Source organism: Bacteroides sp. ET225 (assembly GCF_024733745.1).
Taxonomy (GTDB): Bacteria; Bacteroidota; Bacteroidia; order Bacteroidales; family Bacteroidaceae; genus Phocaeicola; species Phocaeicola excrementipullorum.
Window position 1 is genome coordinate 125,415 of sequence record NZ_JANRHN010000002.1, and the last position, 25,262, is coordinate 150,676.

24 protein-coding genes are annotated in these 25,262 nt (G+C 47.4%); 6 read left to right on the forward strand and 18 right to left on the reverse strand.

Going from position 1 to position 25,262, the window contains the following annotated elements:
• Window positions 1-105: 105 nt before the first annotated feature.
• Window positions 106-1,266, forward strand: coding sequence for a diaminopimelate decarboxylase (gene lysA, locus NW212_RS01530; protein ID WP_258336893.1), 1,161 nt, complete (start codon window positions 106-108; stop codon window positions 1,264-1,266).
• A gap of 8 nt (window positions 1,267-1,274) precedes the next feature.
• Here lysA and NW212_RS01535 read toward each other — a convergent pair whose 3' ends face one another.
• On the reverse strand, window positions 1,275-3,467 hold the full coding sequence (locus NW212_RS01535) for a DUF5686 family protein (protein ID WP_258336894.1): 2,193 nt from the start codon (window positions 3,465-3,467) through the stop codon (window positions 1,275-1,277).
• A gap of 119 nt (window positions 3,468-3,586) precedes the next feature.
• Here NW212_RS01535 and NW212_RS01540 point away from each other — a divergent pair, with 119 nt between their 5' ends.
• Window positions 3,587-4,288, forward strand: a complete 702-nt coding sequence (locus NW212_RS01540; RefSeq protein WP_258336895.1) for a Crp/Fnr family transcriptional regulator — start codon at window positions 3,587-3,589, stop codon at window positions 4,286-4,288.
• 136 nt (window positions 4,289-4,424) lie between these two features.
• On the opposite strand, the gene NW212_RS01545 is transcribed toward NW212_RS01540, so the two are convergent.
• From NW212_RS01545 to NW212_RS01580, 8 genes are all read right to left on the reverse strand, one after another.
• Window positions 4,425-4,682, reverse strand: coding sequence for a TIGR03905 family TSCPD domain-containing protein (locus tag NW212_RS01545; RefSeq protein WP_258336896.1), 258 nt, complete (start codon window positions 4,680-4,682; stop codon window positions 4,425-4,427).
• 122 nt (window positions 4,683-4,804) lie between these two features.
• Complete coding sequence (locus tag NW212_RS01550; RefSeq protein WP_258336897.1) at window positions 4,805-5,542, reverse strand: YebC/PmpR family DNA-binding transcriptional regulator; 738 nt, start codon at window positions 5,540-5,542, stop codon at window positions 4,805-4,807.
• A gap of 67 nt (window positions 5,543-5,609) precedes the next feature.
• Window positions 5,610-8,072 carry a phenylalanine--tRNA ligase subunit beta gene (pheT, locus tag NW212_RS01555; protein ID WP_258336898.1) on the reverse strand — a complete coding sequence of 821 codons (2,463 nt, stop codon included), beginning with the start codon at window positions 8,070-8,072 and terminating at the stop codon, window positions 5,610-5,612.
• A gap of 410 nt (window positions 8,073-8,482) precedes the next feature.
• Window positions 8,483-8,695, reverse strand: coding sequence for a winged helix-turn-helix domain-containing protein (locus NW212_RS01560; protein WP_258336899.1), 213 nt, complete (start codon window positions 8,693-8,695; stop codon window positions 8,483-8,485).
• Window positions 8,696-8,706: 11 nt separating this feature from the next.
• Window positions 8,707-9,237, reverse strand: a complete 531-nt coding sequence (locus NW212_RS01565) for an AraC family transcriptional regulator (protein WP_258336900.1) — start codon at window positions 9,235-9,237, stop codon at window positions 8,707-8,709.
• Between the two features lie 34 nt (window positions 9,238-9,271).
• Window positions 9,272-9,697 (reverse strand): hypothetical protein, encoded by a 426-nt coding sequence (locus NW212_RS01570; protein WP_258336901.1) that lies wholly within the window; start codon window positions 9,695-9,697, stop codon window positions 9,272-9,274.
• A gap of 54 nt (window positions 9,698-9,751) precedes the next feature.
• Entirely contained in the window at window positions 9,752-10,471 is a 720-nt protein-coding gene (locus tag NW212_RS01575; protein ID WP_258336902.1) for a hypothetical protein, read from the reverse strand.
• Between the two features lie 152 nt (window positions 10,472-10,623).
• Window positions 10,624-11,967 carry a TolC family protein gene (locus NW212_RS01580; RefSeq protein WP_258336903.1) on the reverse strand — a complete coding sequence of 448 codons (1,344 nt, stop codon included), beginning with the start codon at window positions 11,965-11,967 and terminating at the stop codon, window positions 10,624-10,626.
• A gap of 176 nt (window positions 11,968-12,143) precedes the next feature.
• Here NW212_RS01580 and NW212_RS01585 point away from each other — a divergent pair, with 176 nt between their 5' ends.
• Complete coding sequence (locus tag NW212_RS01585) at window positions 12,144-12,980, forward strand: AraC family transcriptional regulator (RefSeq protein WP_258336904.1); 837 nt, start codon at window positions 12,144-12,146, stop codon at window positions 12,978-12,980.
• Between the two features lie 198 nt (window positions 12,981-13,178).
• The gene (locus NW212_RS01590; protein ID WP_258336905.1) at window positions 13,179-14,048 is read left to right on the forward strand and encodes an arginase family protein; all 870 of its coding nucleotides are present in this window, start codon (window positions 13,179-13,181) and stop codon (window positions 14,046-14,048) included.
• A 53-nt stretch (window positions 14,049-14,101) separates the two neighbouring features.
• Here NW212_RS01590 and galK read toward each other — a convergent pair whose 3' ends face one another.
• From galK to NW212_RS01635, 9 genes are all read right to left on the reverse strand, one after another.
• A complete protein-coding gene (galK, locus tag NW212_RS01595; RefSeq protein WP_258336906.1) occupies window positions 14,102-15,256 on the reverse strand; it encodes a galactokinase in 1,155 nt (384 codons plus the stop codon).
• An 88-nt stretch (window positions 15,257-15,344) separates the two neighbouring features.
• Window positions 15,345-16,655: an MFS transporter gene (locus NW212_RS01600; protein WP_258336907.1), complete on the reverse strand. Its 1,311-nt coding sequence runs from the start codon at window positions 16,653-16,655 to the stop codon at window positions 15,345-15,347.
• Window positions 16,656-16,708: 53 nt separating this feature from the next.
• Complete coding sequence (locus NW212_RS01605) at window positions 16,709-17,803, reverse strand: aldose epimerase family protein (protein ID WP_258336908.1); 1,095 nt, start codon at window positions 17,801-17,803, stop codon at window positions 16,709-16,711.
• A 94-nt stretch (window positions 17,804-17,897) separates the two neighbouring features.
• Complete coding sequence (locus NW212_RS01610) at window positions 17,898-19,184, reverse strand: folylpolyglutamate synthase/dihydrofolate synthase family protein (RefSeq protein WP_258336909.1); 1,287 nt, start codon at window positions 19,182-19,184, stop codon at window positions 17,898-17,900.
• A gap of 71 nt (window positions 19,185-19,255) precedes the next feature.
• Complete coding sequence (locus tag NW212_RS01615; protein ID WP_258336910.1) at window positions 19,256-20,572, reverse strand: retropepsin-like aspartic protease; 1,317 nt, start codon at window positions 20,570-20,572, stop codon at window positions 19,256-19,258.
• A gap of 16 nt (window positions 20,573-20,588) precedes the next feature.
• The gene (locus tag NW212_RS01620; RefSeq protein WP_258336911.1) at window positions 20,589-21,224 is read right to left on the reverse strand and encodes a hypothetical protein; all 636 of its coding nucleotides are present in this window, start codon (window positions 21,222-21,224) and stop codon (window positions 20,589-20,591) included.
• Window positions 21,225-21,444: 220 nt separating this feature from the next.
• Window positions 21,445-22,617 carry a molecular chaperone DnaJ gene (gene dnaJ, locus NW212_RS01625; RefSeq protein WP_258336912.1) on the reverse strand — a complete coding sequence of 391 codons (1,173 nt, stop codon included), beginning with the start codon at window positions 22,615-22,617 and terminating at the stop codon, window positions 21,445-21,447.
• 30 nt (window positions 22,618-22,647) lie between these two features.
• Entirely contained in the window at window positions 22,648-23,250 is a 603-nt protein-coding gene (locus NW212_RS01630) for a nucleotide exchange factor GrpE (RefSeq protein WP_258336913.1), read from the reverse strand.
• A gap of 200 nt (window positions 23,251-23,450) precedes the next feature.
• A complete protein-coding gene (locus tag NW212_RS01635) occupies window positions 23,451-24,011 on the reverse strand; it encodes an RNA polymerase sigma-70 factor (RefSeq protein ID WP_258336914.1) in 561 nt (186 codons plus the stop codon).
• 186 nt (window positions 24,012-24,197) lie between these two features.
• On the opposite strand from NW212_RS01635, the gene NW212_RS01640 reads away from it, so the two are divergent.
• Both NW212_RS01640 and NW212_RS01645 read left to right on the forward strand, forming a co-directional pair.
• Window positions 24,198-24,452, forward strand: coding sequence for a hypothetical protein (locus NW212_RS01640; protein ID WP_258336915.1), 255 nt, complete (start codon window positions 24,198-24,200; stop codon window positions 24,450-24,452).
• 45 nt (window positions 24,453-24,497) lie between these two features.
• Window positions 24,498-25,214, forward strand: a complete 717-nt coding sequence (locus NW212_RS01645; RefSeq protein WP_258336916.1) for a FecR family protein — start codon at window positions 24,498-24,500, stop codon at window positions 25,212-25,214.
• The last annotated feature ends 48 nt before the right edge of the window (window positions 25,215-25,262 follow it).

Genomic DNA, 25,262 nt, shown 5'->3' on the forward strand with positions numbered 1-25,262 from the left:
CACAAAGCAACGGAGCCAATAAAATATCCGTTTTACTGCGAACAAGCGGCAACACGTTCTGACTTATAGCAATACATTATACAAAACAAGTAAATTTAAAGACATATGAAAGGAACATTCCCCGTAAACAAATTCCGCGAACTGGAAACTCCGTTTTATTACTACGACACGAACTTGCTGCGCAATACGCTCAAGACCATCAGTTCCGAAGCCGGGAAATATGGCAAATACCACGTGCATTATGCCGTGAAAGCAAACGCAAATCCAAAAATCCTTAGCATCATACGCGAAAGCGGACTGGGTGCCGACTGCGTAAGCGGCGGAGAAATCAAGGCGGCCATCAAAGCCGGATTCCCTGCCGGCAAGATTGTCTTTGCCGGAGTGGGCAAAACAGACAAGGAGATTAACCTTGCACTTGATTACGACATTTTCTGCTTCAATGTAGAGTCTGTTCCCGAACTGGAAGTCATCAACGAACTTGCAGCAGCTAAAAACAAGACGGCGCGCGTCGCTTTCCGGATCAATCCGGACGTAGGAGCACACACACATGCCAACATCACAACCGGACTGGCGGAAAACAAGTTCGGAATCAGCATGAAAGACATGGATTACGTCATCGACCGTGCGCTGGAAATGAAGAACGTCAAATTCTGCGGGCTGCACTTCCATATCGGCTCGCAAATCATGGATATGGGGGATTTCATCGCTCTCTGCAACCGCATAAACGAACTTCAGGAGAAGCTTTATGCACGCCAGATCATTGTAGAACACATCAATGTGGGAGGAGGTCTGGGAATCGACTATATGCATCCGAACCGACAGGCTGTCCCTGCTTTTGCCGAATATTTCGAAACATACCACAAACACCTGCGGCTGCGTCCGCAACAGACGCTGCACTTCGAACTGGGACGATCGGTTGTAGGCCAATGCGGAAGCCTGATTACAAAAGTAATCTACGTAAAGCAAGGGACAAACAAACAGTTTGCCATCGTTGATGCAGGCATGACGGACCTCATCCGCCCGGCACTGTACCAGGCATACCATAAAATCGAAAACATCACATCGGAAGAGCCCGCAGAAGCATACGATGTCGTGGGGCCGATCTGCGAATCATCCGATGTATTCGGAAAGGCCATCGACCTGAACAAGGCCCGCCGCGGCGACCTTTTCGCCATCCGCTCAGCCGGTGCCTACGGGGAAATCATGGCATCAGGATACAACTGCCGCCCGCTGCCTCAAAGCTATACATCCGATGAACTGGTATAATCCCGGCATCATCTGTTATTATCATTGAACAGTTCAAAGGTAAATTTGCATCCTACAGATGTAAATTTACCTTTTTCATTTCCGATAAAGATACCGGCATCGAATATATGCGTGGCAAAGCCGTATCCGAATTCCAAATAAGGATTCAGATGAGGCATGAAAAGAACGCCCGCATAGATGCGCTCCTTCTGCACAAACGAAAGCAGCTTGCTCACCGGATAAAGAAGAATAAACGGAGCCTCATAAGTAAAGTTTCCCCGTATATAATGGCTTGAAGCGTTATACCAGCGGCCGTCAAGCGTCTGAAAAGTTCCTCCGATGTCATCATTCCACCCCTGAGGAAGATTCAGATTGGAGAAATGCGCATAATCGACGAAATACATATCCGACTGGTCTGTAAACATACCCCCACCTACATGATACGAAAGTGAGCGCACATTGCGCAAACGGATATTCTGCTCAATGGAAAGCTCTATACGTTCGTATGTTCCCGAGTTCTTCAACAGACGGATGCCCCTTTCATAGTCCAGCATGAAAGTCGGATAAAGAGAGCCGACATTGATTTTCCGCTTTCCGTTCATATAGTAATACATGCCCGGAGTCCATTCCACGCGGATGCGGGGAGCGAAACTGTTGTATTTGGAACGGACCCGCGTTTCCACTTCCGGCGTGCTTTTCGTATAACGCCAGTGCATCGAAAGTCCGGTCCACAGACGAAGGCCGTTGACAATCTCGAAGTTGTGCGACACGTCCACATAGATGTCCTTGAAATAGTCAAGTTCAAGTCCGTCAAAAGAAAACGTACTGTCAGGCATCTGCTCCAGCTGGTCAAGCACCACACTGCTGTAAATCCGGTTACCGTTTCCGGCATGAAGCTCAAAGGCACCGTGTCTTGCCGGATTGTACACATACTCCACATCCACCTTTCCATACAATTCCTTCTTCGTAAAGTTGAAGCCTATTTGCGGAGCAATACGCAGAAGCTTGCCGTCATGAAACAGTTTATTGTACTTAAACACTTGCCGGTAGGAGATTCCATTGCGGTGGCTGTAGCTCACGAGCAGGGGATTGATGATAGGCGAACAGGATATGTTGCCCACCTTCGAGAGGTCTACGTTATAGCTGCTGATGAGGGCATCTCCGATCTGCCCCCAGAATACAAAGCTTTTCTTCAGCGGCCCTTCGGCTTTAGAGGAATCAGCCTTGTGCGTCCGCAGCCTGTAATCCAGGCTTTTGTACAGCGAATCCTCCGCCGCTTCCAAAGGAATGGGACGGATACGGTCGAACGAATCTCTCGACATGACCAGACTGCTAGTGTCAGAAGTCAGCGTGTAAGAAGCGGTCAAGTCATAATCACTTTTGTTTTTCCGCGGTATAATTTCTTCGCCCGGCTTGCGGAACACTACCTCCGTATATTTCATCCATCCCGTATAGCGCATTTCAAGGTGATTGCGGAGAAACTTGAAATGCAGGTCAAGATCCATCACAGCCGGCAGATACCTGGTCTTTTCCGTATTGCCCATTTGCATCGCTATCCGAAATCCAACCAGATCATATTTCCCCGACAAGTCCAGATAACGGATGGTCCAGTCGGCCGACGAAACCCATATCACCCCTTCAACCAGCTGCGTGCTCTTGTACCGCGGAGTAACCCTGATCTTGTAGACAGGTCCGCCAGCCTGATACACCACATCCTCCAACGCATAGCGATAATGCATCCGCGCTTCACGATTGAACGGCGATATAAGGCGGTCGCCCATAAGCGAAGGCGCATAGATATTGAAGCGCATATAGTCGATGATGTCAAAAGCCTCTCCGCGCACGCTGGGAAACGTGGTAGACACGGCCCTCACCTTCCGGTCTATAATATTCGGAGCCGTGAAATGCAGGTCGCTGACCGATTCATAAAGATATTCCTTCACGCCCTTTTCAAGGCGGAACATCGACGGCAAATATTTGATTATCCGATTCTGCTTATGCACTTTCAGGTTGCCTTTAAGATACAACTCGCTCTTATAGCTTTTCACCTTCGAGGCATGTTCCGCAGCAGCGTCAAATATATGGTTCAACACCGAATCGGGTGTAATCCGGGAATTATTGTTCCCGCCGCCAAACGTTCCCCCTCTCGCCGGAACGGCAATGAAGCCAAACGCCAGCGCTGCCACCAAAGCCAATATGTTAAAAATTCTGATTCGGCACATAATCAGTGACAAATATATAACAAAGCCACATTTTAAAGGCATTTTTTACAATGAAAAAAGAATATTTTAAAGATATTCTTACTACCTTTGTGCCATATAACATGGTTTTGTAACATCTTATGGTAAAAAAGGAACTAACAGAAACTGAAATTGCCGAAAGCATACCCGATTTATGGCAACCTTTGACGCAAGCTCAAAAAGAGTTGCTCGCAAAGAACTTTACAATTCAAAAATACAAAAAAAACGAAACGATTTATTGCGAGGGGGAAACGCCGGAAAACTTGATGTGCCTGCTGAGCGGAAAAGTAAAAATATACAAAGACGGAGTAGGCGGGAGAAGCCAGATTATCCGCGTCATCAAGAACAAGGAGTATTTCGCCTATCGGGCGTATTTTGCCAAAGAAAATTTCGTAACTGCCGCGGCTGCATTCGAGCCGTGCACCATCTGTCTGATTCCTATGCCTGTCATTGTCGAACTCATACTCGACAATGCCCAGCTGGCCATGTTCTTCATCAAACAACTGTCGAAAGATTTGGGCATTTCTGACGAACGGACAGTCAACCTTACCCAAAAACACATTCGCGGACGTCTGGCTGAATCGCTGCTGTTCCTGAAAGAAACATACGGTGTAGAAGAAGACCAATGCACGCTCAGCATCTACCTCTCAAGAGAAGATCTCGCCAACCTGTCGAACATGACAACGTCCAACGCCATACGCACCTTGTCGAACTTTGCGTCGGAAAAGCTCATCACCATCGACGGCCGTAAAATAAAAATCATCGATGAAGAAAAGCTGAAAAAAATAAGCAAGATCGGCTGATACATCCTTCTTCAGACAAACCATCAGAACACATAAAAACGAACGCAAAGGCACAAAGCCGCAGGAAACGCAAACAAGCTGTTCCAGTAAAAATACGCCGAACTTTGTGCCCTTGTGTCCGAAAGCCGCACCTGCGTCACCGGCCTTCGTCCAATGCACACTGGCGCAAAGCCTTGCAAAGCTGGTCGGGGCATGAAGTTTCTTTGTTTCCGCAACGAATCCCATCCAGGCGCCTGACCACTTCATCTACAGGCATCCCTTTGACCAGCGCACTTATTCCTTTCAGATTTCCATTGCAGCCTCCCGTATAACGGACATCCTTCACGATGCCGTTTTCTACTTCCACATCAATGCATGTGCTGCAAGTTCCCTGAGTTTTATAGCTTATCTTCATCTCTGCCAATTATACGATTCAACATTTGTCTTTGCCAATCACGAACCGGAATATGACAAAAGCTGCTTCAAATCATTTTCACGCATTTGAAACAGCTCCTGCCTATCGGTTATCCAACAAAATCACTCTTCGTTTTCTTCCGGCTTCATGTTTGTATAAACAGTCTGCACATCATCAAACTCTTCCAGGCGTTCAACCATCTTATTGATTGTTTCGCGCTGTTCCGGAGTCACATCTTTCTGGTCATTGGGAATGTACGTAAACTCACCGCCGACATCCTCAAAACCGCTTTCCTCGAGATGCTTCTGTATGGCAGCATAACTCTTCGGATCGCCGTAGATCGTGATAGTGCCTTCTTCCGGATCCTCGTCATATTCATCCTCAACGCCGTAATCGATCAGGTCCAGAATCAGTTCTTCCATATCAATGCCTTCCTTCTTCTTGAAAGTAAACACACACTTATGGTCGAACAGGAAAGCCAAAGAACCTGTGGTACCCAGGTTTCCGCCGAACTTGTTGAATACAGAACGCACATCGGCAACCGTACGTGTCGTGTTGTCTGTCAGCGTATCAACAAACACAGCCACACCGTGAGGGCCGTATCCTTCGTAAGTCATTCCTTTGTATTCGCTCTGATCCTTGCCCATCGCATTCTTGATGGCACGCTCAATGTTGTCCTTCGGCATATTCTCGCGCTTGCAAGTGGCGATAACCGAACGCAAAGTCGGATTGTTTTCCGGTTCCGGTCCTCCAGCCTTCACTGCAATAGCGATTTGCTTGCCCAGACGAGTAAATGTTTTGGCCATGTGGCCCCATCTTTTCAGTTTTGTAGCTTTTCTATATTCAAACGCTCTTCCCATTGGATTTTATTTTTTATTATTTTTGAAGTTATAGTTTCTTCCGGTTGTTTCAGCTGCGGGCCACCGTTTATCTCAGTTTGGCATCCAGCTTATTTTCAAGATTCTGAACCAGTTTCTGCATGAACTTGTCGATCTGCTTGTCGTTCAGAGTCGCGTTTTCGTCCTGAAGCACGAAACTTACGGCATAGCTCTTCTTGCCCGCTTCCAGATTCTTGCCCTCATAAACGTCAAACAGTTCCACGCTCTTCAGCAGCTTCCTGTCGGTTTCGTAAGCAATCTTCTCGATCTCCGCAAATTGCGTTTTCTTGTCGATCAGCAGGGCCAGGTCACGTTTCACGGCCGGGAATTTGGATATTTCCTTATAAGCAACCGCATTGTTTCTGACAGCCTTCATCAGTTCCGTCCAGTTCAGGTCGGCATAATATACTTCGTTGTCGATGTCGAACTTCTTCTGTATCTTCTTGTGGAGCACGCCCAGCGTAGCGAGCAGCTTTCCTCCGCGCGTATGCACGGACAAGGCAGCCGAATAGATATCATCCGCCAGATTGCCGAACACCACAGCTCCGAAGTTTACACCCAAACGGCGGAAGATGTTCAGCACATAAGCCTTCAGTTCGTATACTGAAGAATCTTCGTCCGGATGAGCCCACGAATTGCTAACCCGCTTGCCGGTCACCCACAGGCCGAGATGGAATTCTTCAGAATAAGGAGCCAATGCCTTTTCAGGACTCCTTTTCTCTGCATGATAATGGTAGCAGTTTCCAAACTCGAAGAACTTCAGGTCCGCATTCTTGCGGTTCGCGTTATGGCAGATGCTTTCCAGTCCGCCGAAAAGAAGGGTAGCGCGCAGCACGTTCAGGTCATTGCTCAGCGGATTCATCACATGAACCAGGTTTTCCGGCCTGTAAGTTTCCAGACCCTCATAATAAGCGGAAGCCGTCAGCGAGTTGTTCAGAATCTCATTGAAGCCGCAACCGACAAGCTGTTCCGAAATCAGGTTCTGCAACTTGTTCGACTTGTCGTATTCGCCTTTTACGTTCAGGCTCGACTTCAACGCAGTCGGAATCTCCACGTTGTTATATCCATAGATACGCAGAATATCTTCAACCACATCGCAAGGGCGGTTTACGTCTACACGGTAAGGAGGAACCAACAACGACAAGCCCTCTTCCGTTTCCCCGGCAATTTTCATCTCAAGGCTCGATACGATACGTTTGACCGTATCTTTCGGAATATCTTTACCGATCAGCCCGTTTACATAGGCATATGTCAGCTCTACGGGGAAGTCGGCAATCGGAGCCGGATAATTGTCCTTGATTTCAGAGGCGATTTCTCCTCCCGCCAGTTCTTTCACCAGCAGAGCTGCCTCCTTCAGGGCATAAATCGTGGCGTTAGGATCGATGCCGCGCTCAAAGCGGAACGAAGAGTCGGTGCTCAGTCCATGACGGCGGGCGGTCTTACGCACCCAGGTAGGATGGAAATAGGCACTTTCGAGGAACACATCTTTAGTCTGTTCGGTCGTGCCCGAATCCAGTCCGCCGAAAACTCCGGCGATGCACATCGGCTCTTCCGCGTTGCATATCATCAGGTCACGGTCGGAAAGCGTCCGCTCCACCTCGTCCAGCGTAACGAACTTGGTTCCTTGGGGAACGGTCTTGACAACAATCTTGCCGCCTTTTATCTTGTCGGCGTCAAAACAGTGCATCGGCTGTCCGTAGGCATGCAGAATATAGTTTGTGATGTCCACAATGTTGTTGATCGGACGCAAACCGATTGTACGCAATTTCGTCTGCAGCCACTCCGGACTTTCCTTCACCGTAACGTTTTTAATGGCGACTCCGGCATATCTCGGACAGGCTTCGGCATTTTCTACAACAATGTCGATATCCATGTCATGGCTGTCTACCTTGAAGGCATCCACCGACGGGCGTTTCAACGTAGCCTGACGCCCGTTCTGAATCAGCCAGGCATACAGGTCGCGGGCCACGCCGTAATGCGAGCAGGCATCGGCACGGTTCGGCGTGATATCCACCTCCAGCACGTAGTCGCTTTTTATGTTATAGTAATCTTTGGCCGGCGTTCCCGGAACAACGTCTTCCGGAAGCACGATGATACCTTCGTGGCTCGTGCCCACTCCTATTTCATCCTCGGCACAGATCATTCCGTTTGACTCCACGCCGCGCAGCTTGGACTTTTTGATGGTGAAGCATTCATCGCCGTCGTAAAGCTTGGTCCCGATCGTAGCAACGACAACCTTCTGTCCGGCAGCCACATTCGCAGCTCCGCACACGATCTGGACAGGCTCTCCCCCACCCAGGTTAACGGTTGTAATGTGCATGTGGTCAGAATTGGGATGCGGCACACAAGTCAGAACTTCTCCGACCACAAGGCCCTCCAGACCTCCTTTTATTGATTGTATTTCTTCTACCCCGCCGGTTTCCAGACCGATGGATGTAAGAGCGGCTGCCACTTCATCGGGAGTCAGGTCAAAATCGACGTACTCTTTCAGCCAATTATAAGAAATGTTCATATCTGTAACGTTTTATATAATTCACGATTGATGCGCAAAGTTACAATATTTCTCCGAATAAACGAAAAAAACGCACAAATTGAAGCAGGCAAATTAAAGCGGACTGAAACCGCTGACATTCAACAGATCCGATTTCGCAGAAGAGTGCAGGCTGCTTTGCGGGCAGACAAACTTAAAACGTCCGGTACAATTATCTGTCTTCAGCTTGAAGACATGCATCTTCAGGCTGAAGATTTGCATCTCCAGGCTAAAGATATAAATCTCCAGCCTGGAGATAAGGAATCGGTCCCCACAAAGGCATATTCCGGACACGGCAGCCCGCAAGAAACGGCACAAAAGCAGACACAATGCTTCATGCCGCTTGCCGCAATGCCGCACTGCGCCTTGCCTCCGGCTCGGGCAACAGCTTTTCAGTAGTATGTTTCGTGATACGTGCCGAAGTGCAAGATTCCGTTCCGATAAGAAACGGTTATTTTGTCTTCACGGGCCAGCCAGCCGACGGCACACGCCAGTTCGAGCGGATTCAAGCCCGTATGTCTCAGAAGTTCTTCCCAAGAAAACGTATTGTCATGCAGTGTACGCCATACAATACCTGCATTTTCTCCAATCGTACTTTTATCCATAAGCTATGCTATCAAAAAGATCCTACATTGCAGTGCACCATGCGATAGATTCTGGGCGACATGCCTTTATGCGCCTTAAAGAATTTGCCGAAGTTCGAAAGGTTCGAGAATCCCAATTCGTAGACAATTTCTTTGATGGAAGTCCGGGTATGACAGAGCATGTATTCTATTTCCCTTACGGTCGTTTCGTTTATCCACTCTGTCGGTGTTTTTCCGCTCGTCTTCTTGACGATGCAGCACAAGTATTTGGGAGTGATACACAACCGTGAAGCATAGAACGCCACGCTGCGTCTTTTCCCGTGATGGGCAAACAGCAAATCCATGAAGCGTTCATACAGAACGTCACCGCTGGACTTATAACAGTATGTCCCTTCGTCCAAATGATTCAGGCGCATCAGTATGCGGTTTTCTTTCGCCAAGGCTTCAACGACAGAAAACAATTCGATGGCTTCCATCCCGGTCGTTTCTTTCAGACCATAAAAATCAATGTTCCCTTCGCTTTTCTGTATCGCATCGAGAACCGTCTGTTTCTTCTGTTCCATTTTTCTATATGATTGATTGTCCATACACTGTAGTTTATGTTCTTTCTTTTCGGTGATAAGGCATCAGCAGCACCGCAAAGGTGCTTCCCAGGCAAATCCATATCGTAGATCCGGTGATGTCTTTCATAGCCACCAGCGTGGCTTGCAGCGAAACCTGCCCCTTCATCAGAACGGATGCCAGGCGGGAAGCTTCTACCTCGTCTTTCCCTTGCTGTTTCCCCAAACGGGATGCCTGCATGAACCGGGCAGCGAACTGCGGACTATCGCTCCGGACATCCTGTGCCAGGCGAGTGATATAGTGCTGCTGCCGTTCCTGAAGCCAGTTGCCATACACAGAAGTTCCGACAGCTGGAGCTGCCACATTGCGTACCGCCACCATCAGAAACAGCCACGTAGCGAAATAGCGTACGGGCAGATGCTTCATGGCAAAAGCGCAGGTCACGGAATACAGCACAAGCATACCGGAGTAATGAAGCAGTGTCGGGGGTATGATATGTCCGTACACGCCCATCGTCTAGTAATGGAAATACATATACAGATTGGCACCCAGCATCAGCAGAAAGCCTGCAGCATAGATGTAACGGAAATGCACGCCCCGGAACACGCATACCAGCATAAAGACGAGTCCCGCCACGCAGCCCGGAATCGCCCAGCAGGAAACAGCGGCACTCTCCAGGTTGCCGGAAGCGGTAGACATTTTCAGATAGGTGGTAACGAACAGGGTGCTGCTGTTGACCAGCATCAGCAGGAGAAAAATGCCGATGCCGTACCACGTGTAACGGTAGCGGAAGATACCCAGCTCCAGCACCCGTTTCTGACGCACAGCCGCAGAAAGCCACAAGAACGCACCTCCGCCGACAAGCATCACTGCCCATGCCGCGCGCATCGACCGGTGATCGAACCAGTCATAGGTTTTTCCGAATACCATGATATAGCAGAACGCTCCCATCGCCACCGTCAGCAACAGAGCGTCCGGCAGCAAACGCCACGGCAAATGATAGCGGTGCGTAGGAGCCGGACAAAAGGTGAACGACACCAGAAATACGGCGGCCAGCATCATGCCTGCCACCAGCAGATAGGTGTACTCCCAGCGGAACTCGTATGCCACCCATGCCGACACGTAGTTGCTGAACTGCACGATGCAGAGGATGTAGCAGTAGAGCACAGGCATCAGCAACGTCCGGGCATGGTCGTTCTTAAAGGCGTTCTCCGGCGAATCCGGCTCATACTCCATAATCCCCAGGCCGCGAGGCAAAGTCCTGCAATGCCGGCCGCCTTTTTCATCGTGAATCTTTTTCCGGATTCTTGTTTTCGGGTATTCGCTGTTGTTTCCATATAAATCGTATCTATTTGTTTTGTTTTCAGAACATCCAATATTTTGCCGCCTCATCGGGTAAGACAGTCCAGACTTCCAGCGAGCTTCAGCAGGGCAAGCTGGGCCATGTTACACTGACAATGCGCCTGCACACAGGCCGACTGTGCGGCACGGAGCCGCATCTCGTCTTGCAGCAGTTCCGTCATGGACGCCACTCCTTCCCTGTATTTTTCTTCAGTAACGGCATATACATCTTCCGCCTGACGGTAACTGTCTTTTTGGGTGCGGAAAACCTCCAGGTTATGACGGAGCAGCCGCGATGCGTCAGCGTATTCCTTCTCCAGCTGCTTGCGCTGCATATCAAAGGAAGTTTCCGCCTGCTGCCTGTCGTACCGGTACTGGCGCACTTTCAGCCGTTTGTCATTGGCGTCGAATATTGGGATGTGCACCGACAGAGCAAGGTACGTGTTGCCGAACCAGTTGTGGGTTTCGCCCGACGTATGAAAATAATGGTGAAGCTTTTCCTGATAGCCTACTGCTCCCAACTGTCCGCCCAACGAGATGGAAGGGATATATCCGGCACGTACCGCCTTGATTTGCCGGTCCGCCAGTTTTTGCCTGGCAGACAGCAACCGCAGTTCCGGCAGGGAACGGCTGATGCCCGCCGTATGAAGCAAGGCCACCTCAGAAGGCATGGAACTGACCTCCAGCGACGCCTCGGGAGGAAGGTTGAGCAGAAAACGGAGCAGATTCAATTGCTGTTCGTGAAGCGTGACGCACTGGTCGTGCTGCGCCGCAAGGCTTTTCAGACTGATTTGCACACGGGTCAAATCTACCTCCAGCACAACTCCGCCCTTATACAGTTCTTCAGCAATGGTGCAAAGCTTCTCCATCCGGCGGATATTTTCGTCCAGCAGATTTTGCTGTTCCAAGGAAGCTTGCGCCAAATAATAAACATTGCCAATCTGTACGGTCAGGTCTTCCACGGCTTTCTCGTACGACAAGGTACTGATTTCCTGCACCGTGCGGGCAACCTTCGCGGCTGAAAGCACCGTCTGGTTATAGAGAGGCATACCGAACTGAATCCCTGCTGTCATGGCATACTGCATACTCTGGATTTTCTGCCACGTCGGATCGTCGGGAAAATCATTGCCCAGCAGTGTGCCGGTGGTCACATTGGCAGGTTTCATCAGGTAGTCCGCCATTCGAAAATCAGCAGACAATACAGGGAGCAGCCGGGAACGGCTTTGGGTTAAAGCCGTTTTGCTTTTCAGCACAGACAGCCGGCTGTTTTTCAACGAAAGGTTGTTGCGGATCCCTGTTTCCACACATTCTTTCAACGAATACGTCTTTGTCTGCCCGTAAACATCCGGCAAACAAAAGAACAAACATACCAATAAAAGCAGATACTTCATGACTTTACATTTTCTTGTTGTTTGCAGGCAAAGTTAGTCCGGTTTACAGCCGCAAGGAAGTGCAATTTATGGGAGCAATTGTGCAATTTCAACGATAAAAGAAAATATAAACGATGAAAAATAACGGATATATCAATCTTATTGGTTAATTTGCGTACAAATAAAAAAAACTCGTCATGGAACAGACAGCCTATCAGATGCTGGACATCGGACAGCTTTTGGCAAATGATGCTACCGTATCGCAAAACAAATACGGCTTCTTCTTATGCCGGAAAGGAGAAGCCGACATACTGCTGGACAATCACAGCTTTCACATTGAAGCAGGCGTACTGTGCCTCTACACCCCTTATACATTTATACGCATCATACGCCATACGGATAATATCGAAGGATGCCTCATGGAAGGAGAGCTGGATACAATTCAGTCTGCCTTGTCAAACATACCCGCGGCAGAACGTTTCGCCATCCGCTCTCATCCCTGCGTGAAACTGGGAACGGCAGAATGTCAAAGGCTGGAGCAGGCTGTGGAGATGCTGGCTGCACGCACCGAACTGCTTCGGAAAGCCGAAAAGCCGCGTTCTGTCCGATTGCTTCATACACTGGTGCAGGCTCTGCTGCAAGCCCTTTGCCTTGAGGTGCTCGAAATTTATTTCAACTGCACGACAATAGAAGAACTTCCCCAAAACCGTGAAGAAAAGATATTCAACCGCTTTCTTATGTCTGTCTTCCGCAACTGCAATAAAGAGCGTTCCGTAACCTTTTATGCAAGAGAGCAGCACCTCTCGCCCAACTATCTTTCCACAATTGTCAAAAATCAGTCAGGACGCACCGCTATCCAGTGGATAGAAACATTCACCCTGCTGCAAGCACAACACTACTTGCTGCAGACCAGACTCAGCATCAAGGAAATTGCCTATCAGCTGCACTTTCCCGACCAGTCGGTCTTCGGACGCTATTTCAAGAAACACTGCGGAGTTTCGCCAACCGATTACAGAAACAGAAAACGGATATGACAGACTGCCGACAGTCAGTGAAGTTAAGAAACAAAATCCTATCTTTGCATACATAATTCCACAAACACAAAGGAAAGCCGGCAGCATTAGAGCCTGTCCGTTTAAATGCCGCTCAGGTTATTGGAAAATTTAAAATAACGGCTCTTACGTAACAGAAAAATTTAAACCAACTAAGTTTGTATATAAAATAGTTAAAACATGAAAACAATCCGTCTGATCTATCCACAATGGCAAGGAGGAGATATCACCCGCTGGATTCCGGAAATAAGCGATCCCGGCCTTGCGGCACGCGGTTATTTTCTGGGTGCGCAGATATTGGATTTTCTCGTTCCAGGACAAAAACAAGAAACGTTTACCGTTCCCGTAACAACTGAACTCATTGAGCGAAAAGTGACAGAAGGCATAATGGACCGTGACATTATCGCCATACAGACACAGGCCGCTCTCGATATCCTGAACATTCAGAATCCCGACAAAATTGTCACACTTGGAGGAGAGTGCTCGGCAAGCGTTGTACCATTCACTTACCTGGCAAACAAATACCCCAACGACGTAGCCATGATCTGGATCGACGCACATCCCGACATCACACTCCCAGGGGACGCCTACTCGGGGTACCATGCCATGGCCGTAACCGCATGCATGGGAATCGGTGACCGGAAAATTCTTTCCAGACTTCCGGCTCAGATAAGCCCGTCAAAAATCCTGTTTGTCGGACTCCGCGACTGGGAAAGGGACGAAATAAAAGAAAGACAAAAGCAATACGGCATCAAACACCTCACACCGGAAGAAACGAAAGAGAACAGCGATGAAATACACAAATGGCTGAATGCGTGCAACGCATCCAAAGTCGTCATCCATTTTGACATGGATGTGCTCGACCCGGCAGAAATTGTCGCGGCAGTAGGCATTATACCCGGCGGAATGAAAATGACGGAAGTGGTGCGCGTCATAAATGACATTGCGAAGGAAAAAGAAGTGGTCGGACTCACCGTAGCCGAGCCCATGCCACGCACAGCCATACGCATCAAACAAATGCTCGAACAACTTCCGCTGATACAGGAATAAAAAAGAGGTGCGCCTTCACACCTGGCGCACCTCCACTAAAATTATGTTTACAATTAACAGAGTTTGCGAGAACCGTCGCTGATGACCACATCATAAACTTTCGGACTGCGGCCGAATTTTTCTTTATATCTTTCTTTAGCCGTAGAAATGAATGTTTCATACAGTTCGTTCTTCACGAGATTGATTGTACAACCACCGAAGCCGCCGCCCATTACGCGCGATCCGGTTACACCGCAATCAAAAGCAACATCATTCAAGAAGTCAAGTTCTTCACAGCTCACTTCATACAGTTTGCTCATGCCATGATGCGTTTCATACATTTTTTGTCCGACCGTTTCATAGTCGCCTCTTTCCAATGCATCACAAACATCGAGCACACGCTGAATTTCTTCAATCACATATTCAGCACGCATATAATCCTCTTCCGAGATCTGGGCTTTCACCTCATTCAGCATCTCCATGTTGCAATCTCTCAGATACTCTACATGCGGATGAATCTTCTGCACGGCAGCAACGACATTTTCACAGCTCTGACGGCGTTTGTTGTAGGCAGACGAAGCCAACTCATGTTTCACTACAGAGTCAACCAGAACCAAACGGTAGCCATCCGGTTTAAACGGGAAATACTGATATTCCAACGAACGGCAGTCCAAACGGATCAAATGGCCTTCCTTGCCGAATACAGAAGCAAACTGATCCATAATGCCACAGTTTACACCACAATAGTTATGCTCTGTAGCCTGTCCCACCTTAGCCAGTTCAAATTTATCAATCTTATTGTCACCGAACAGATCGTTCAAGGCATAAGCATAAGTCGATTCCAAAGCGGCAGACGAAGACATTCCCGCACCCAGAGGCACATCACCGGAGAATGCTGTATTGAATCCCTTCACATCTACTCCTCGCTTGATCATTTCACGGCACACGCCAAAGATGTAGCGTGCCCAGCTTGCGTTGGGAGCGTCTTCCTCATTCAGTCCGAACTCAACATAATCCTTCAGGTCGATTGAATAAGCACGAACTTTGTCTGTTCCGTTCGGCTTGATTTCAGCAACCATGCCTTTGTCCACTGCTCCCGGAAAAACGAAGCCACCGTTATAGTCAGTATGCTCACCAATCAGATTAATACGTCCCGGAGATGTGTATACTGAACCCGTCGTGCCGTCGAAATGTTTGATAAAACGACTTCTTACATATTCTATGTCCATAATGATAAAAAATTAAAGGTTAATATTTCATATAAAACAAAATGACGGAGTCCGGAATAACCGTCCGTCCCCCATCATTTCATATTTTTCAATCCACCGGTATGTCTTTGTTCACATTCTTGCATCCCACCAGTCCGTAGAACAACAAGTAAGCCAATGCAAAAATGATTACCCAATAGCTGTTCATGAAACCGGCCACATCAGCCAGCCATCCCTGAATGACAGGAAGTATACCGCCGCCGCAAACCAACACCATAAACACTCCGGAAGCTGCAGCAAGGTATTTGCCCAATCCTTCAACCGCAAGGTTGAATATTCCTCCCCACATGATGGAAGTACACAAGCCAACAAGCACCAGGAACATCGCGTTGATAGGAACTTCAGCCATACCGAACGACAAGCCTCCCGTTGAGCTTTGCTGCAACACCGGCAAATTCACCAATGAAGCGGTAGAAGAGAATATGGCAAGGAATACCAATATCAGACCTAATCCGGAAGTGAAGATCATCATAACGCGGCTCGACACCTTAGCTCCCAATGAAGCTCCCAGAAGACGGCCGACAAGCATCAGCAACCAATACGTGCCGACAACAAAACCGGATATTGTGGAACTGATTCCAGCTCCTCCTTTTTCTACAGGGTCCGTAAGGAACAGGTTCAATGTGCCCGGCACGCCAACCTCAATTCCGACATACACGAAGATGGCAATGGCACCCAGCACAAAATGACGGAATCTAAGCACTCCTTTTATCAGCACGCCGATAGGCTCGGATGATTCAGACGTCTTCGGTTCGGGAATCTTCACAAACAGAAGAACGAAGAAAGCAAACGCGAATACCGCCATCGCCGTATACATGACAGGGAAAATCTGAGAAATGGTAGCCTTTTCAACCGAACCGGCAATCAGAATACCTACGAACATCGGAGTGATGGTAGCCATTACAGAGTTGAACGATCCTCCGACCTGAATGAGCTGGTTACCCTTGTTTCCTTCACCGCCCAGTTTGTTCAGCATCGGATTTACAACCGTATTGAGCAAGCACATGGAAAATCCCGACACAAAAGCTCCTATCAAATAAACGGCAAAAGCGGAAGACGGGCTGGCATGTCCGGAAAGATACTGTATGCCCACACCGATAAAGCCGACGGCAACTGCAATGAGGGCGGTCTTCTTATACCCCACCTTTGTCAATAAAATACCGCTGGGGATTCCCATTACCGCATATGCAATGAAGTTACCTAAATTACCCAACATTCCAAGCGCGTTGGATACAGAAAACTGATTTTTCAATACGATTCCCATTGGGGCAGCAAGATTAGTAACAAATGCAATCATACCGAAAAGGAAAATCATAGTGACGATTGCGATGACCTTGCCATTTTGCTTTTGTTGATTCATGATTTGTTTAAGAATTTAAGTGTAATGAATTTTGTTTTATAATCAAAAGGAAATTATTTTTCAACTCCGAATTTATAGACGGTTACCTGATGGTACATATCCCCGGCGTCAAGAACAACGGAAGGGAAATGTCCTTTATTTGGCGAGTCCGGAAAATGCTGTGCTTCGAAACAGATTGCACTGCGCGCCGGGAAAGTGGCCCCGTGATAGCCTTCAAAGCCATTATGCCAGTTCGCCGTATATACCTGCACTCCCGGTTCGGTCGTGAACACCTCCAGCGAACGCCCGCTCACAGGCTCCACACATTTTGCAGCAAAGACCAGTTCACCCGGTTCTTTTTTATTCAAGACATAGCAATGGTCATACCCCGCTCCGAACACCAGCTGCTGGAAAGGTTCATTGATGCGGCTTCCTACCGTATGCGGCGTGCGGAAATCCATCGGCGTACCTTCCACCTTTGCAATCTCGCCGGTCGTAATGGAAACTTCATCCATCGGCGTATAGAAGTCCGCATTCAAAGTGAGGACATTATTGTCTACAGTAGGAGTAGGATTCGCCAAACCAGCAAGACTAAAGAACGCATGATGTGTCAGGTTTACAATCGTCTTTTTGTCTGTTGTGGCATTGTAGGTCAGTATCAGTTCATTCTCGTCGGTGAACGTATAAGTCACAGTCACATCCAAATTTCCCGGAAAACCTTCTTCCCCGTCTTTTGAAAGGTAATGCAGCGTAAGGCTTTGCCGGCTGGTCTGTTCGGCATCCCACACCCGGCTGTGAAAGCCGGTCGGTCCGCCATGCAGCGAATTGGGACCGTTGTTAATTGCCAACTGATATTCTTTTCCGTCAAGAGTAAACTTTCCCTTGGCAATGCGGTTGCCGTAACGTCCGATAAGCGTACTCAAAAAAGGCTCATGACTGTTGATGACATGATCAATGCTGTCATGTCCTTGAACTACATTCGCCAGCTTGCCGTCTTTATCAGGCACCATTACCGCCAGCAGTGCACCCCCATAATTCGTAACGGCGACCTCAGCCCCCGAATTGTTCGACAAGATAAACAAGTCTGTTTCCTTTCCCTCTATTACTTTTTGAAAATCAGACCTTTTTAAACCGCTTAAATTGTCTTCTTTGTAAAATGTGTCATTCATATATTAAAAATCTTTTATTCACATATCCAAAACACTATGCAAATAAAAAGATTTTCTTTATAAAACCCAAACTTTTCTACTAAAAGATGAACGGTTATTTGTTTAAAGAAAGTAAATCGGCCACAATAAAACTGCTTCCTCCGACAAAAATGAAGTCATCCGGAGCTGCCTCTGCAAGCGCCGCACTGTATGCACTCCCGACATCTGAAAAAACGTTTCCCTTCAATCCGTATCCGGAAGCCAACTCTTCAACCTTTTCAGCCGGAAGCGCTCTTTTCACACTGGCCTGCGTAAAATAATACTGCGCATTCCTGGGAAGCATCGACAGCACTCCGGTAATGTCTTTATCATTTACCATCCCTATCACAATGCGCAACGTACGACAACGCTGCATGGCAAGCTGTTTCACCACATAAGATATGCCGCCCACATTATGACCGGTGTCACACACCACAGCGGGCTGCTCACGCAGCTTCTGCCAACGCCCCATCAGCCCCGTCAGCTCGCAAACCTGCGAGAAACCCTTCCTGACATCCGCATCACCGATCCGATAGCCCGACTTGATGAGCAGGCGCAAAGCTGCCAGCAAGGTATTCGTATTCTTTTCCTGACATAATCCGCGAAGCTCTCCCTTCAGATTCTTATAATATCTGGTCTGATACAGATAAGCACCGTCATCGGCACGCTCCGTCTTTTCCAAAAGCTGCTCGTCTTCCGCAAAAAAAATGGGAGCCTCGACCGCTCTGGCTTTTTCTTCGAAAACCGGCCTTGTTTCAGGTGTCGTTTCCCCTATCACTACGGGAATCCCCGTCTTGATTATTCCTGCCTTTTCCGCAGCAATCTTGGGCAGTGTATCTCCCAAGAACTGCATATGGTCGAAACTGATATTGGTAATGACACATAAGTCGGGACGAATAATATTCGTGCAGTCCAGTCTTCCACCCAACCCCACTTCGATTACAGCCACGTCTACTTTCTCACGGGCAAAATAATCGAATGCCATGGCAGTAGTCAGTTCAAAGAAGGAAGGGTGCAAAGGCTCGAAAAAGCTGCGATGCTTTTCCACGAAATCCACCACAAATTCTTCTTCTACCGGCCTGCCGTTTACACGGATGCGCTCACGGAAGTCTACCAAATGCGGCGAAGTATAAAGTCCAGTCTTGTAACCGGCAGCTTGAAGAATGGCCGCCAACGTATGCGAACAAGAACCTTTACCGTTCGTCCCCGCCACATGAATGGTGTGGAACCGAGCATGAGGATGTCCCAGATGCTCGTCAAGAGCAAACGTATTTTCCAGTCCTTCCTTATAAGCCGCCTTCCCGACCTGCTGAAAAAGCGGCGCGCTGTTATATAGATAAGCGATTGTTTCCTGATAGTTCATTATGTAAGTTGATTAAGTCAAAACACCATTGATACAAACAATAAAAACATGAAGTTATAAACCATTTATTTCTATTCGAGTTTCAGAAACATGTCTTTCAGATTAATAACCACACAGTCAAACGGATTAATCAGATCCATCCCGATAATGCCCATGTCTTCTGCCGGCTTCGTGCCATGATTCTTAACATCCACAATCAAATCAGTCAATGTCACAGGTTTGCCCCCGACCTTTATTTCAAAAGCGGGAATACGCAACACCTCCCTCTTGTTTAGGCGATTGAAGCTGCCGCCTGTAACCGTTTCACGCTTGCCGGCAGATTCAAGCGCAGACTTATGAGTTTCGTAATATAAATAGTTCAGCCCGGCAGTTGAGCAGCCAGTGTCAAAATGGAGCAACAATTCCTCGCCGTTTTTTTCTGCTTTTAATTTCAATGTCCGGTCCATCTTTATCAGATTACGGCCAGAAGAAGGCAAATCAGACGCAATGGCAGGAAAAACGACCTCTTTCCTCTTCGGACAAATCCGAATCTCGTCAAACAATCCTATAAAATCCATACCCAAAACGGCATCCACTCTCAAGACAGAATCCAACGCATTAGGCGGCAATAAGGTAACAAGCGAATTGTAAAAACTCATTTCTCCTATCTTCATGCTGTCCAGCACTCCCATTTTTCCAACCATGGAGCCTGGAACATCGGGATTTATCATCACCGAATCATTCAGAACACGCACTCCCATTTCTTTTGCCATATGCTCAGACACGGCACTGGTCCCTGCTCCCGTATCAAATATAAAACGATAAGTTTTCCCATTAACCACAACCGGCATCAGAATAATTGTGCCCCGCCATCCCTCAGGCTCAAAATCATCCGGCAACATCACCCTTTCAATGCCGACAGGAATTACTACATCTTCTTGCGGACGGGATATGCTTGGAGGAGGCACGTCTTTCAACCGACTATAAAAAGAATGAATGCTTTCAAGCGCTGTACACATTTCTTCTCCACCGCCCTGCCGTTTAAGCTGTCCCATAATATCCTGCGCATCTTGTGCTGCCTCAGCATACATTCCTTCCATTCCTTTTAACATGCAAGACAGGACAGCCATATTAACGGCATTCTGACCTCCAATCTCAGGCTGATGGCTCACCAGCAATTTTTCGATACTTTCCAAAGCCTCAGCCGGACGATTAAAATAATATCCGATGAAAGCTTCCGACATCAGTTTCAAGAAATCAGCCTGCATAGAATCCTTCACTGCCGGATAAGTTTTTTCCAACTCAAACCAATCCGAGCGGTTCAATATGACTCCAATGCGCTCGTCTGCAGATTGAGAGAAAGATGAAACAGACACAAAAACCAGCAGCAACCAGACGATTCTCTTCATACAACAAAAAATGAAATTACCACCAAGAATAACCGTTCGGATACCTTACACCCTCCACGCCAAAGCTAATGGAACTGCTTTCACCCAACTTGAAATTGACCATGCCGCCTAAGCGGTCGGGAGCAAAATCAGGCAGCGGATAATACAATGCTGATCGTTTGGGCATGAACGACTTGTTTCCATAAGCATAAAGGCTGACACGCTCGTTCACCTTAAAGGCCGCCACTGCCGCAAAGCCCACGTTGCGGTAATCAATGAAGCCCCAATTGAAATTGTTGGCATAAATACCTGCCGCCACACTCAGTCTGTCCGTCACGGGAACGGCATACATAAACGCCGCGTTCTGGCCGAAACCGGCACCGGACGGTGCATATCTGCTGGGACTGAACGTTACATTCAGCCCGACGGAAGCATTGAAGCCTTTATGAAGCTCCCATGCCGTATAAGCATAATCAAAAGGAGTCATACCGTACATGCTGAACGGAACTGTTCCTGCGGACAAAACAGGCGCTTTCAGAGGAACACTGAGCGTATCGCTTTCCAATCTTTCCCGAGCGGGCAAGGAATCTGCCTTCACACGCGTAACGGATTCCTGCGCATTCAGACAAACCGCAAACAAAGAAATGACAGCCATCAATAAAAACGTTCTCATAAAACAGGTTTTGTAACACTTTTCAAAGATACGAAATATTCCCCAATGATGTTTTTCCGCATCCGGCATTTTAATATTATTCAACGGAGCCGGAGCCTGCGACAATAAATACGGAATCTGCACATAAACAGAAACCGCCTGAACAATCTCGGCTTTTGCACCAAGGTCCAGGCGGTTTTTCGCTCTATATTCGTTCAAACATTTAAGACTCTTTCCGTTCTCAATCGAACAAGCTTTTGAACTTTTTGAATATCTTTTCCTTCAGACTCATATTCGGCTTAAAATTCTCAGCTTCCTGCCATTTTTCAAGAGCCTGACGTTCTTCTTTCGTCAGGTTTTCAGGAATATATACGCTTACATTTACCAGCAAGTCACCTTTCCCTGTACTGTAACCGTAACTGTTTATGTTCGGCAGTCCTTTTCCGCGCAGACGGAGCACCTTGCCGGGCTGTGTTCCCGGTTCAATCTTTATCTTTGCCTTGCCTTCTATAGTGGGTATCTCAACAGTACCTCCCAATGCTGCGGTCGGCACACTCAGCAACAAATTGTAGATCAAATCACTTTCGTCACGAATCAGTTCCGGATGATTTTCTTCTTCAATCAGCACCAGCAAGTCGCCCGAAACGCCGTTGTGCTTGCCGGCGTTTCCCTTTCCGTTGATAGTGACCTGCATGCCTTCAGCCACGCCCGCAGGAATCTTCACTGTCACAACTTCTTCGCCATAAACGATGCCCTCACCGTTGCATTCCTTACATTTGTTCTTGATAATCTTGCCTTCTCCCCCACACTGCGGGCACACGGTCTGAGTCTGCACCATACCGAATATGCTCTGCTGCGTGCGTGTCACACTGCCCGTTCCATGACAAGTAGGACACGTTTCAATGGCTCCGTCGCCTTCAGCTCCGGTGCCATGACAGTGAGAACAGGATACATATTTTTTCAGTTTGAACTTCTTTTCTACTCCCGTAGAGATTTCTTTCAGTGTCAGCTTTACTTTCACGCGTAAATCAGAACCGCGGAACTTGCGCTGACGCGCCTGAGCGCCTCCGCCGCCGAAACCGCCAAATCCTCCATGACCGCCGAAGATATCGCCAAACATCGAGAATATATCATCCATTGACATTCCTGCTCCGCCGAAGCCGCCGAACCCTCCGGAGCCTGCCGCTCCGTCAACGCCGGCAAACCCAAACTGGTCGTATCTGGCACGTTTGTCAGGATTGCTCAACACTTCGTACGCTTCTGCCGCTTCCTTGAACTTTTCTTCGGCCTCCTTGTCTCCCGGATTTCTGTCCGGATGATACTGAATGGCTTTCTTGCGGTACGCCTTCTTTATCTCATCTGCTGTGGCGGTCTTTTCCACGCCCAACACCTCATAGTAATCTCTTTTCGCCATAACTATACAGATTTAGACTTTCTACCTTAATTACTGTCCTACAACTACTTTCGCGTGACGAATCACTTTATCATTCAGCTTATACCCCGTCTGCACACAGTCGAGCACCTTTCCCTTCTGTTCTTCACTCTGTGCCGGAACCAAGGCTATAGCCTCGTGATAATCGGTATCAAAATCCGCACCTACAGGCTCCATCTTCTCCAAGCCTTCCTGATGAAGGTTTTTCAAAAACTTCTGATAAATCAGATTCACTCCGTCATATATTGCTTTCACATCCTCCGTCTTCTCCATATTCTGCAAGGCCCGTTCCAAATCATCCAGCACCGGAAGCACAGCATTGATAGCCTTTTCACCTCCATTCTTTATCAGTTCGGCCTTTTCCTTCATCGTACGCTTGCGGAAATTGTCAAACTCGGCGGAAAGGCGCAAATACTTGTCCTTTTGTTCTTCAATGGCACGCTGCGCCTTTTCCAGTTCTTCCGTCAGTTTTTCTTCCGGAGTCAGTTCTCTCTTTTCTTCTTCCTGTTCCTCGACCTTCGCCTTTGCTTCTTCCATATCAGCATTGGCAGTTTCTGCTTCCTGAGTCTGTGACTTCAGTTCCTCTTCGTTCTGTTTCTGATTTTCCTTATCCATATCTATAGCTTTTTTATATCTGATTTAATGTTTATCCTCCGCACAACAAATTCCGTGCCTCAAGAGGAGATGTCCCCAAAATTGCGGCAAAAATAATAAAATTCTGTCACACTGACATAAAAACAGGACATCCGCTTTGTTGCAGCCCTGTTGCACCAATTGAAACAAGATGATGGAGAACACGCTTCATGATGTCATCTTCATTTTGCGGGAAGCAGCAAAAAAAGAACGGGAAGATAGTCTTTCAATGCTGCGTATAATAACTTCAGCGCTTGTCCGATACGGTAATTCACTGTCTGTACAGAAACATTCAATTCTCCGGCAATTTCTTTGTAAGTCATATCCTTGAAACGATGCATAACAAAAGACTCCCTATAATTGTCTGGCAGATTACGAATAGCCTCCCTCAATTTACGACTCAAATCATTTATTTCGCACAAATCAGATTCTTCCAAAACATTCTCACAAATTTCCTGATAAAAACAAGTTTCTGCATTCAGCTTCACCTGTTCTTGCTCAATACGGTTCAGCGACTTCCGATAAACCGTCCGCAACAAATATTTTACCAATGAAAAACGGATAATATTCTCTTCGCGGTGCTCCCACAGCCACAGCATAGTGTCTTGAGCTATCTCTTCGGCAATTTCCTCACGAACGAATTTGCAACCGTAAGCACAAAGCAGAGGATAGTATTTTCGGAAGAGAGCGTCAAAAGCCTTCATATCCCCTCTTTTCAACCTGTCCAGCAGAATCGAATCCATTATATGCTAACACTTTATTCACATTTATTGCGGCAAAAATAATCTTTTTAATTCTAAAAAGAGATTTTTCTTTTCAAATCTTATTTCATCGGCAATTACCAAACCGACCGTGTGTTAATTAAGTTTAAACTCTTAGTTTCCTTTAGTGAGTTTCCTTTCCGGGCTGTCATTTAAGAAAAACAGCTTATGAACAGACAAATGTCAGACTTGGAACAACAGTTAATTGATTACTACAACAACAAACTCAACGAAGAACAACGGCGTAAAATTGAGTCATGGATTAACGCTTCTGAAGAGAATCGCCAGACAGCGCGCCGTATATTCTCCTTTATGTTAGCCATAGAGGTACAACGCATGCACAAAAAGACAAACACTGAAGAAGCACTGGCGAAAACCAAAAATAAGATAAAGAACAAACGAAGAACAATTTGGCTGCGGTAGACACAGCGGTCTGCCGCTGCCTTACTTATACTGCTAACTGTTTTCATGCTATGGCGGCATCCCCAGTCAAATGACCAAGACACGACAGCAGAAATAATTGAAGTCCAAACAGTTTCCGGAATGACAATACGGCTGACACTACCCGATTCTACATATGTCTGCCTGAATTCGGAATCAACCTTAAAATATCCTTCCCGCTTTGTAAAAGGTACCCGATCAGTCTATCTGTCCGGAGAGGCCTACTTTGAAGTGGCTAAAGATCCGAACCGCCGTTTCATTGTACACACTCCACAACAAACCGCAGTAGAAGTCTACGGAACCCACTTCAATGTCGAAGCCTACCCCAATGCTCCGCTCATTACAGCCACGCTGACCGAAGGCAGCATCAAATTCCGCTATCAGGAAGGAACGGAAGTGAAATACATGCCATTGAATCCGGGACAAAAGGCAATCTACAATACGGCCACCCAAGAAGTATCGCGTCACCCAACCTCAGGCATCTCCGAACTAGCCTGGACTGAGGGAAAAATTATCTTCGACAACACCCCTTTGCAAGAGGCTCTGCATATGCTCAGCAAACGGTTCGGGACAGACTTCATCGTGACAAACCCGGACCTATGCAACAACAGATTTACCGGTTCTTTCAGCACAGAACAGATAGAAAAGATTCTGAAACATTTTGAAATATCCTCGGAAATTCATTGGCGGTATTTGAATAAGAAGGATGCCAGCCAAAAGAAAAAGACAATAGAGATTTATTAAATACTCCTTTGAGATTATTAACCCTAAATATCATTGCCATGGAATACA

Excerpts from the sequence above, each read along its gene's own strand:
- NW212_RS01620 (WP_258336911.1), bottom strand. The coding sequence starts at position 21,224 with ATGAGAACGTTTTTATTGATGGCTGTCATTTCTTTGTTTGCGGTTTGT.
- pheT (WP_258336898.1), bottom strand. The coding sequence starts at position 8,072 with ATGAACATTTCTTATAATTGGCTGAAAGAGTACGTCGATTTTGACCTG.
- NW212_RS01550 (WP_258336897.1), bottom strand. The coding sequence starts at position 5,542 with ATGGGAAGAGCGTTTGAATATAGAAAAGCTACAAAACTGAAAAGATGG.
- NW212_RS01630 (WP_258336913.1), bottom strand. The coding sequence starts at position 23,250 with ATGGATAAGGAAAATCAGAAACAGAACGAAGAGGAACTGAAGTCACAG.
- NW212_RS01590 (WP_258336905.1), top strand. The coding sequence starts at position 13,179 with ATGAAAACAATCCGTCTGATCTATCCACAATGGCAAGGAGGAGATATC.
- NW212_RS01610 (WP_258336909.1), bottom strand. The coding sequence starts at position 19,184 with ATGAACTATCAGGAAACAATCGCTTATCTATATAACAGCGCGCCGCTT.
- NW212_RS01600 (WP_258336907.1), bottom strand. The coding sequence starts at position 16,655 with ATGAATCAACAAAAGCAAAATGGCAAGGTCATCGCAATCGTCACTATG.
- galK (WP_258336906.1), bottom strand. The coding sequence starts at position 15,256 with ATGGACATAGAATATGTAAGAAGTCGTTTTATCAAACATTTCGACGGC.
- NW212_RS01540 (WP_258336895.1), top strand. The coding sequence starts at position 3,587 with ATGGTAAAAAAGGAACTAACAGAAACTGAAATTGCCGAAAGCATACCC.
- NW212_RS01645 (WP_258336916.1), top strand. The coding sequence starts at position 24,498 with ATGCTATGGCGGCATCCCCAGTCAAATGACCAAGACACGACAGCAGAA.
- NW212_RS01635 (WP_258336914.1), bottom strand. The coding sequence starts at position 24,011 with ATGGATTCGATTCTGCTGGACAGGTTGAAAAGAGGGGATATGAAGGCT.
- NW212_RS01545 (WP_258336896.1), bottom strand. The coding sequence starts at position 4,682 with ATGAAGATAAGCTATAAAACTCAGGGAACTTGCAGCACATGCATTGAT.
- NW212_RS01535 (WP_258336894.1), bottom strand. The coding sequence starts at position 3,467 with ATGTGCCGAATCAGAATTTTTAACATATTGGCTTTGGTGGCAGCGCTG.
- dnaJ (WP_258336912.1), bottom strand. The coding sequence starts at position 22,617 with ATGGCGAAAAGAGATTACTATGAGGTGTTGGGCGTGGAAAAGACCGCC.
- NW212_RS01615 (WP_258336910.1), bottom strand. The coding sequence starts at position 20,572 with ATGAAGAGAATCGTCTGGTTGCTGCTGGTTTTTGTGTCTGTTTCATCT.
- NW212_RS01585 (WP_258336904.1), top strand. The coding sequence starts at position 12,144 with ATGGAACAGACAGCCTATCAGATGCTGGACATCGGACAGCTTTTGGCA.
- lysA (WP_258336893.1), top strand. The coding sequence starts at position 106 with ATGAAAGGAACATTCCCCGTAAACAAATTCCGCGAACTGGAAACTCCG.
- NW212_RS01565 (WP_258336900.1), bottom strand. The coding sequence starts at position 9,237 with ATGGAACAGAAGAAACAGACGGTTCTCGATGCGATACAGAAAAGCGAA.
- NW212_RS01560 (WP_258336899.1), bottom strand. The coding sequence starts at position 8,695 with ATGGATAAAAGTACGATTGGAGAAAATGCAGGTATTGTATGGCGTACA.
- NW212_RS01575 (WP_258336902.1), bottom strand. The coding sequence starts at position 10,471 with ATGGAGTATGAGCCGGATTCGCCGGAGAACGCCTTTAAGAACGACCAT.
- NW212_RS01640 (WP_258336915.1), top strand. The coding sequence starts at position 24,198 with ATGAACAGACAAATGTCAGACTTGGAACAACAGTTAATTGATTACTAC.
- NW212_RS01580 (WP_258336903.1), bottom strand. The coding sequence starts at position 11,967 with ATGAAGTATCTGCTTTTATTGGTATGTTTGTTCTTTTGTTTGCCGGAT.
- NW212_RS01605 (WP_258336908.1), bottom strand. The coding sequence starts at position 17,803 with ATGAATGACACATTTTACAAAGAAGACAATTTAAGCGGTTTAAAAAGG.
- NW212_RS01570 (WP_258336901.1), bottom strand. The coding sequence starts at position 9,697 with ATGCTTGTGCTGTATTCCGTGACCTGCGCTTTTGCCATGAAGCATCTG.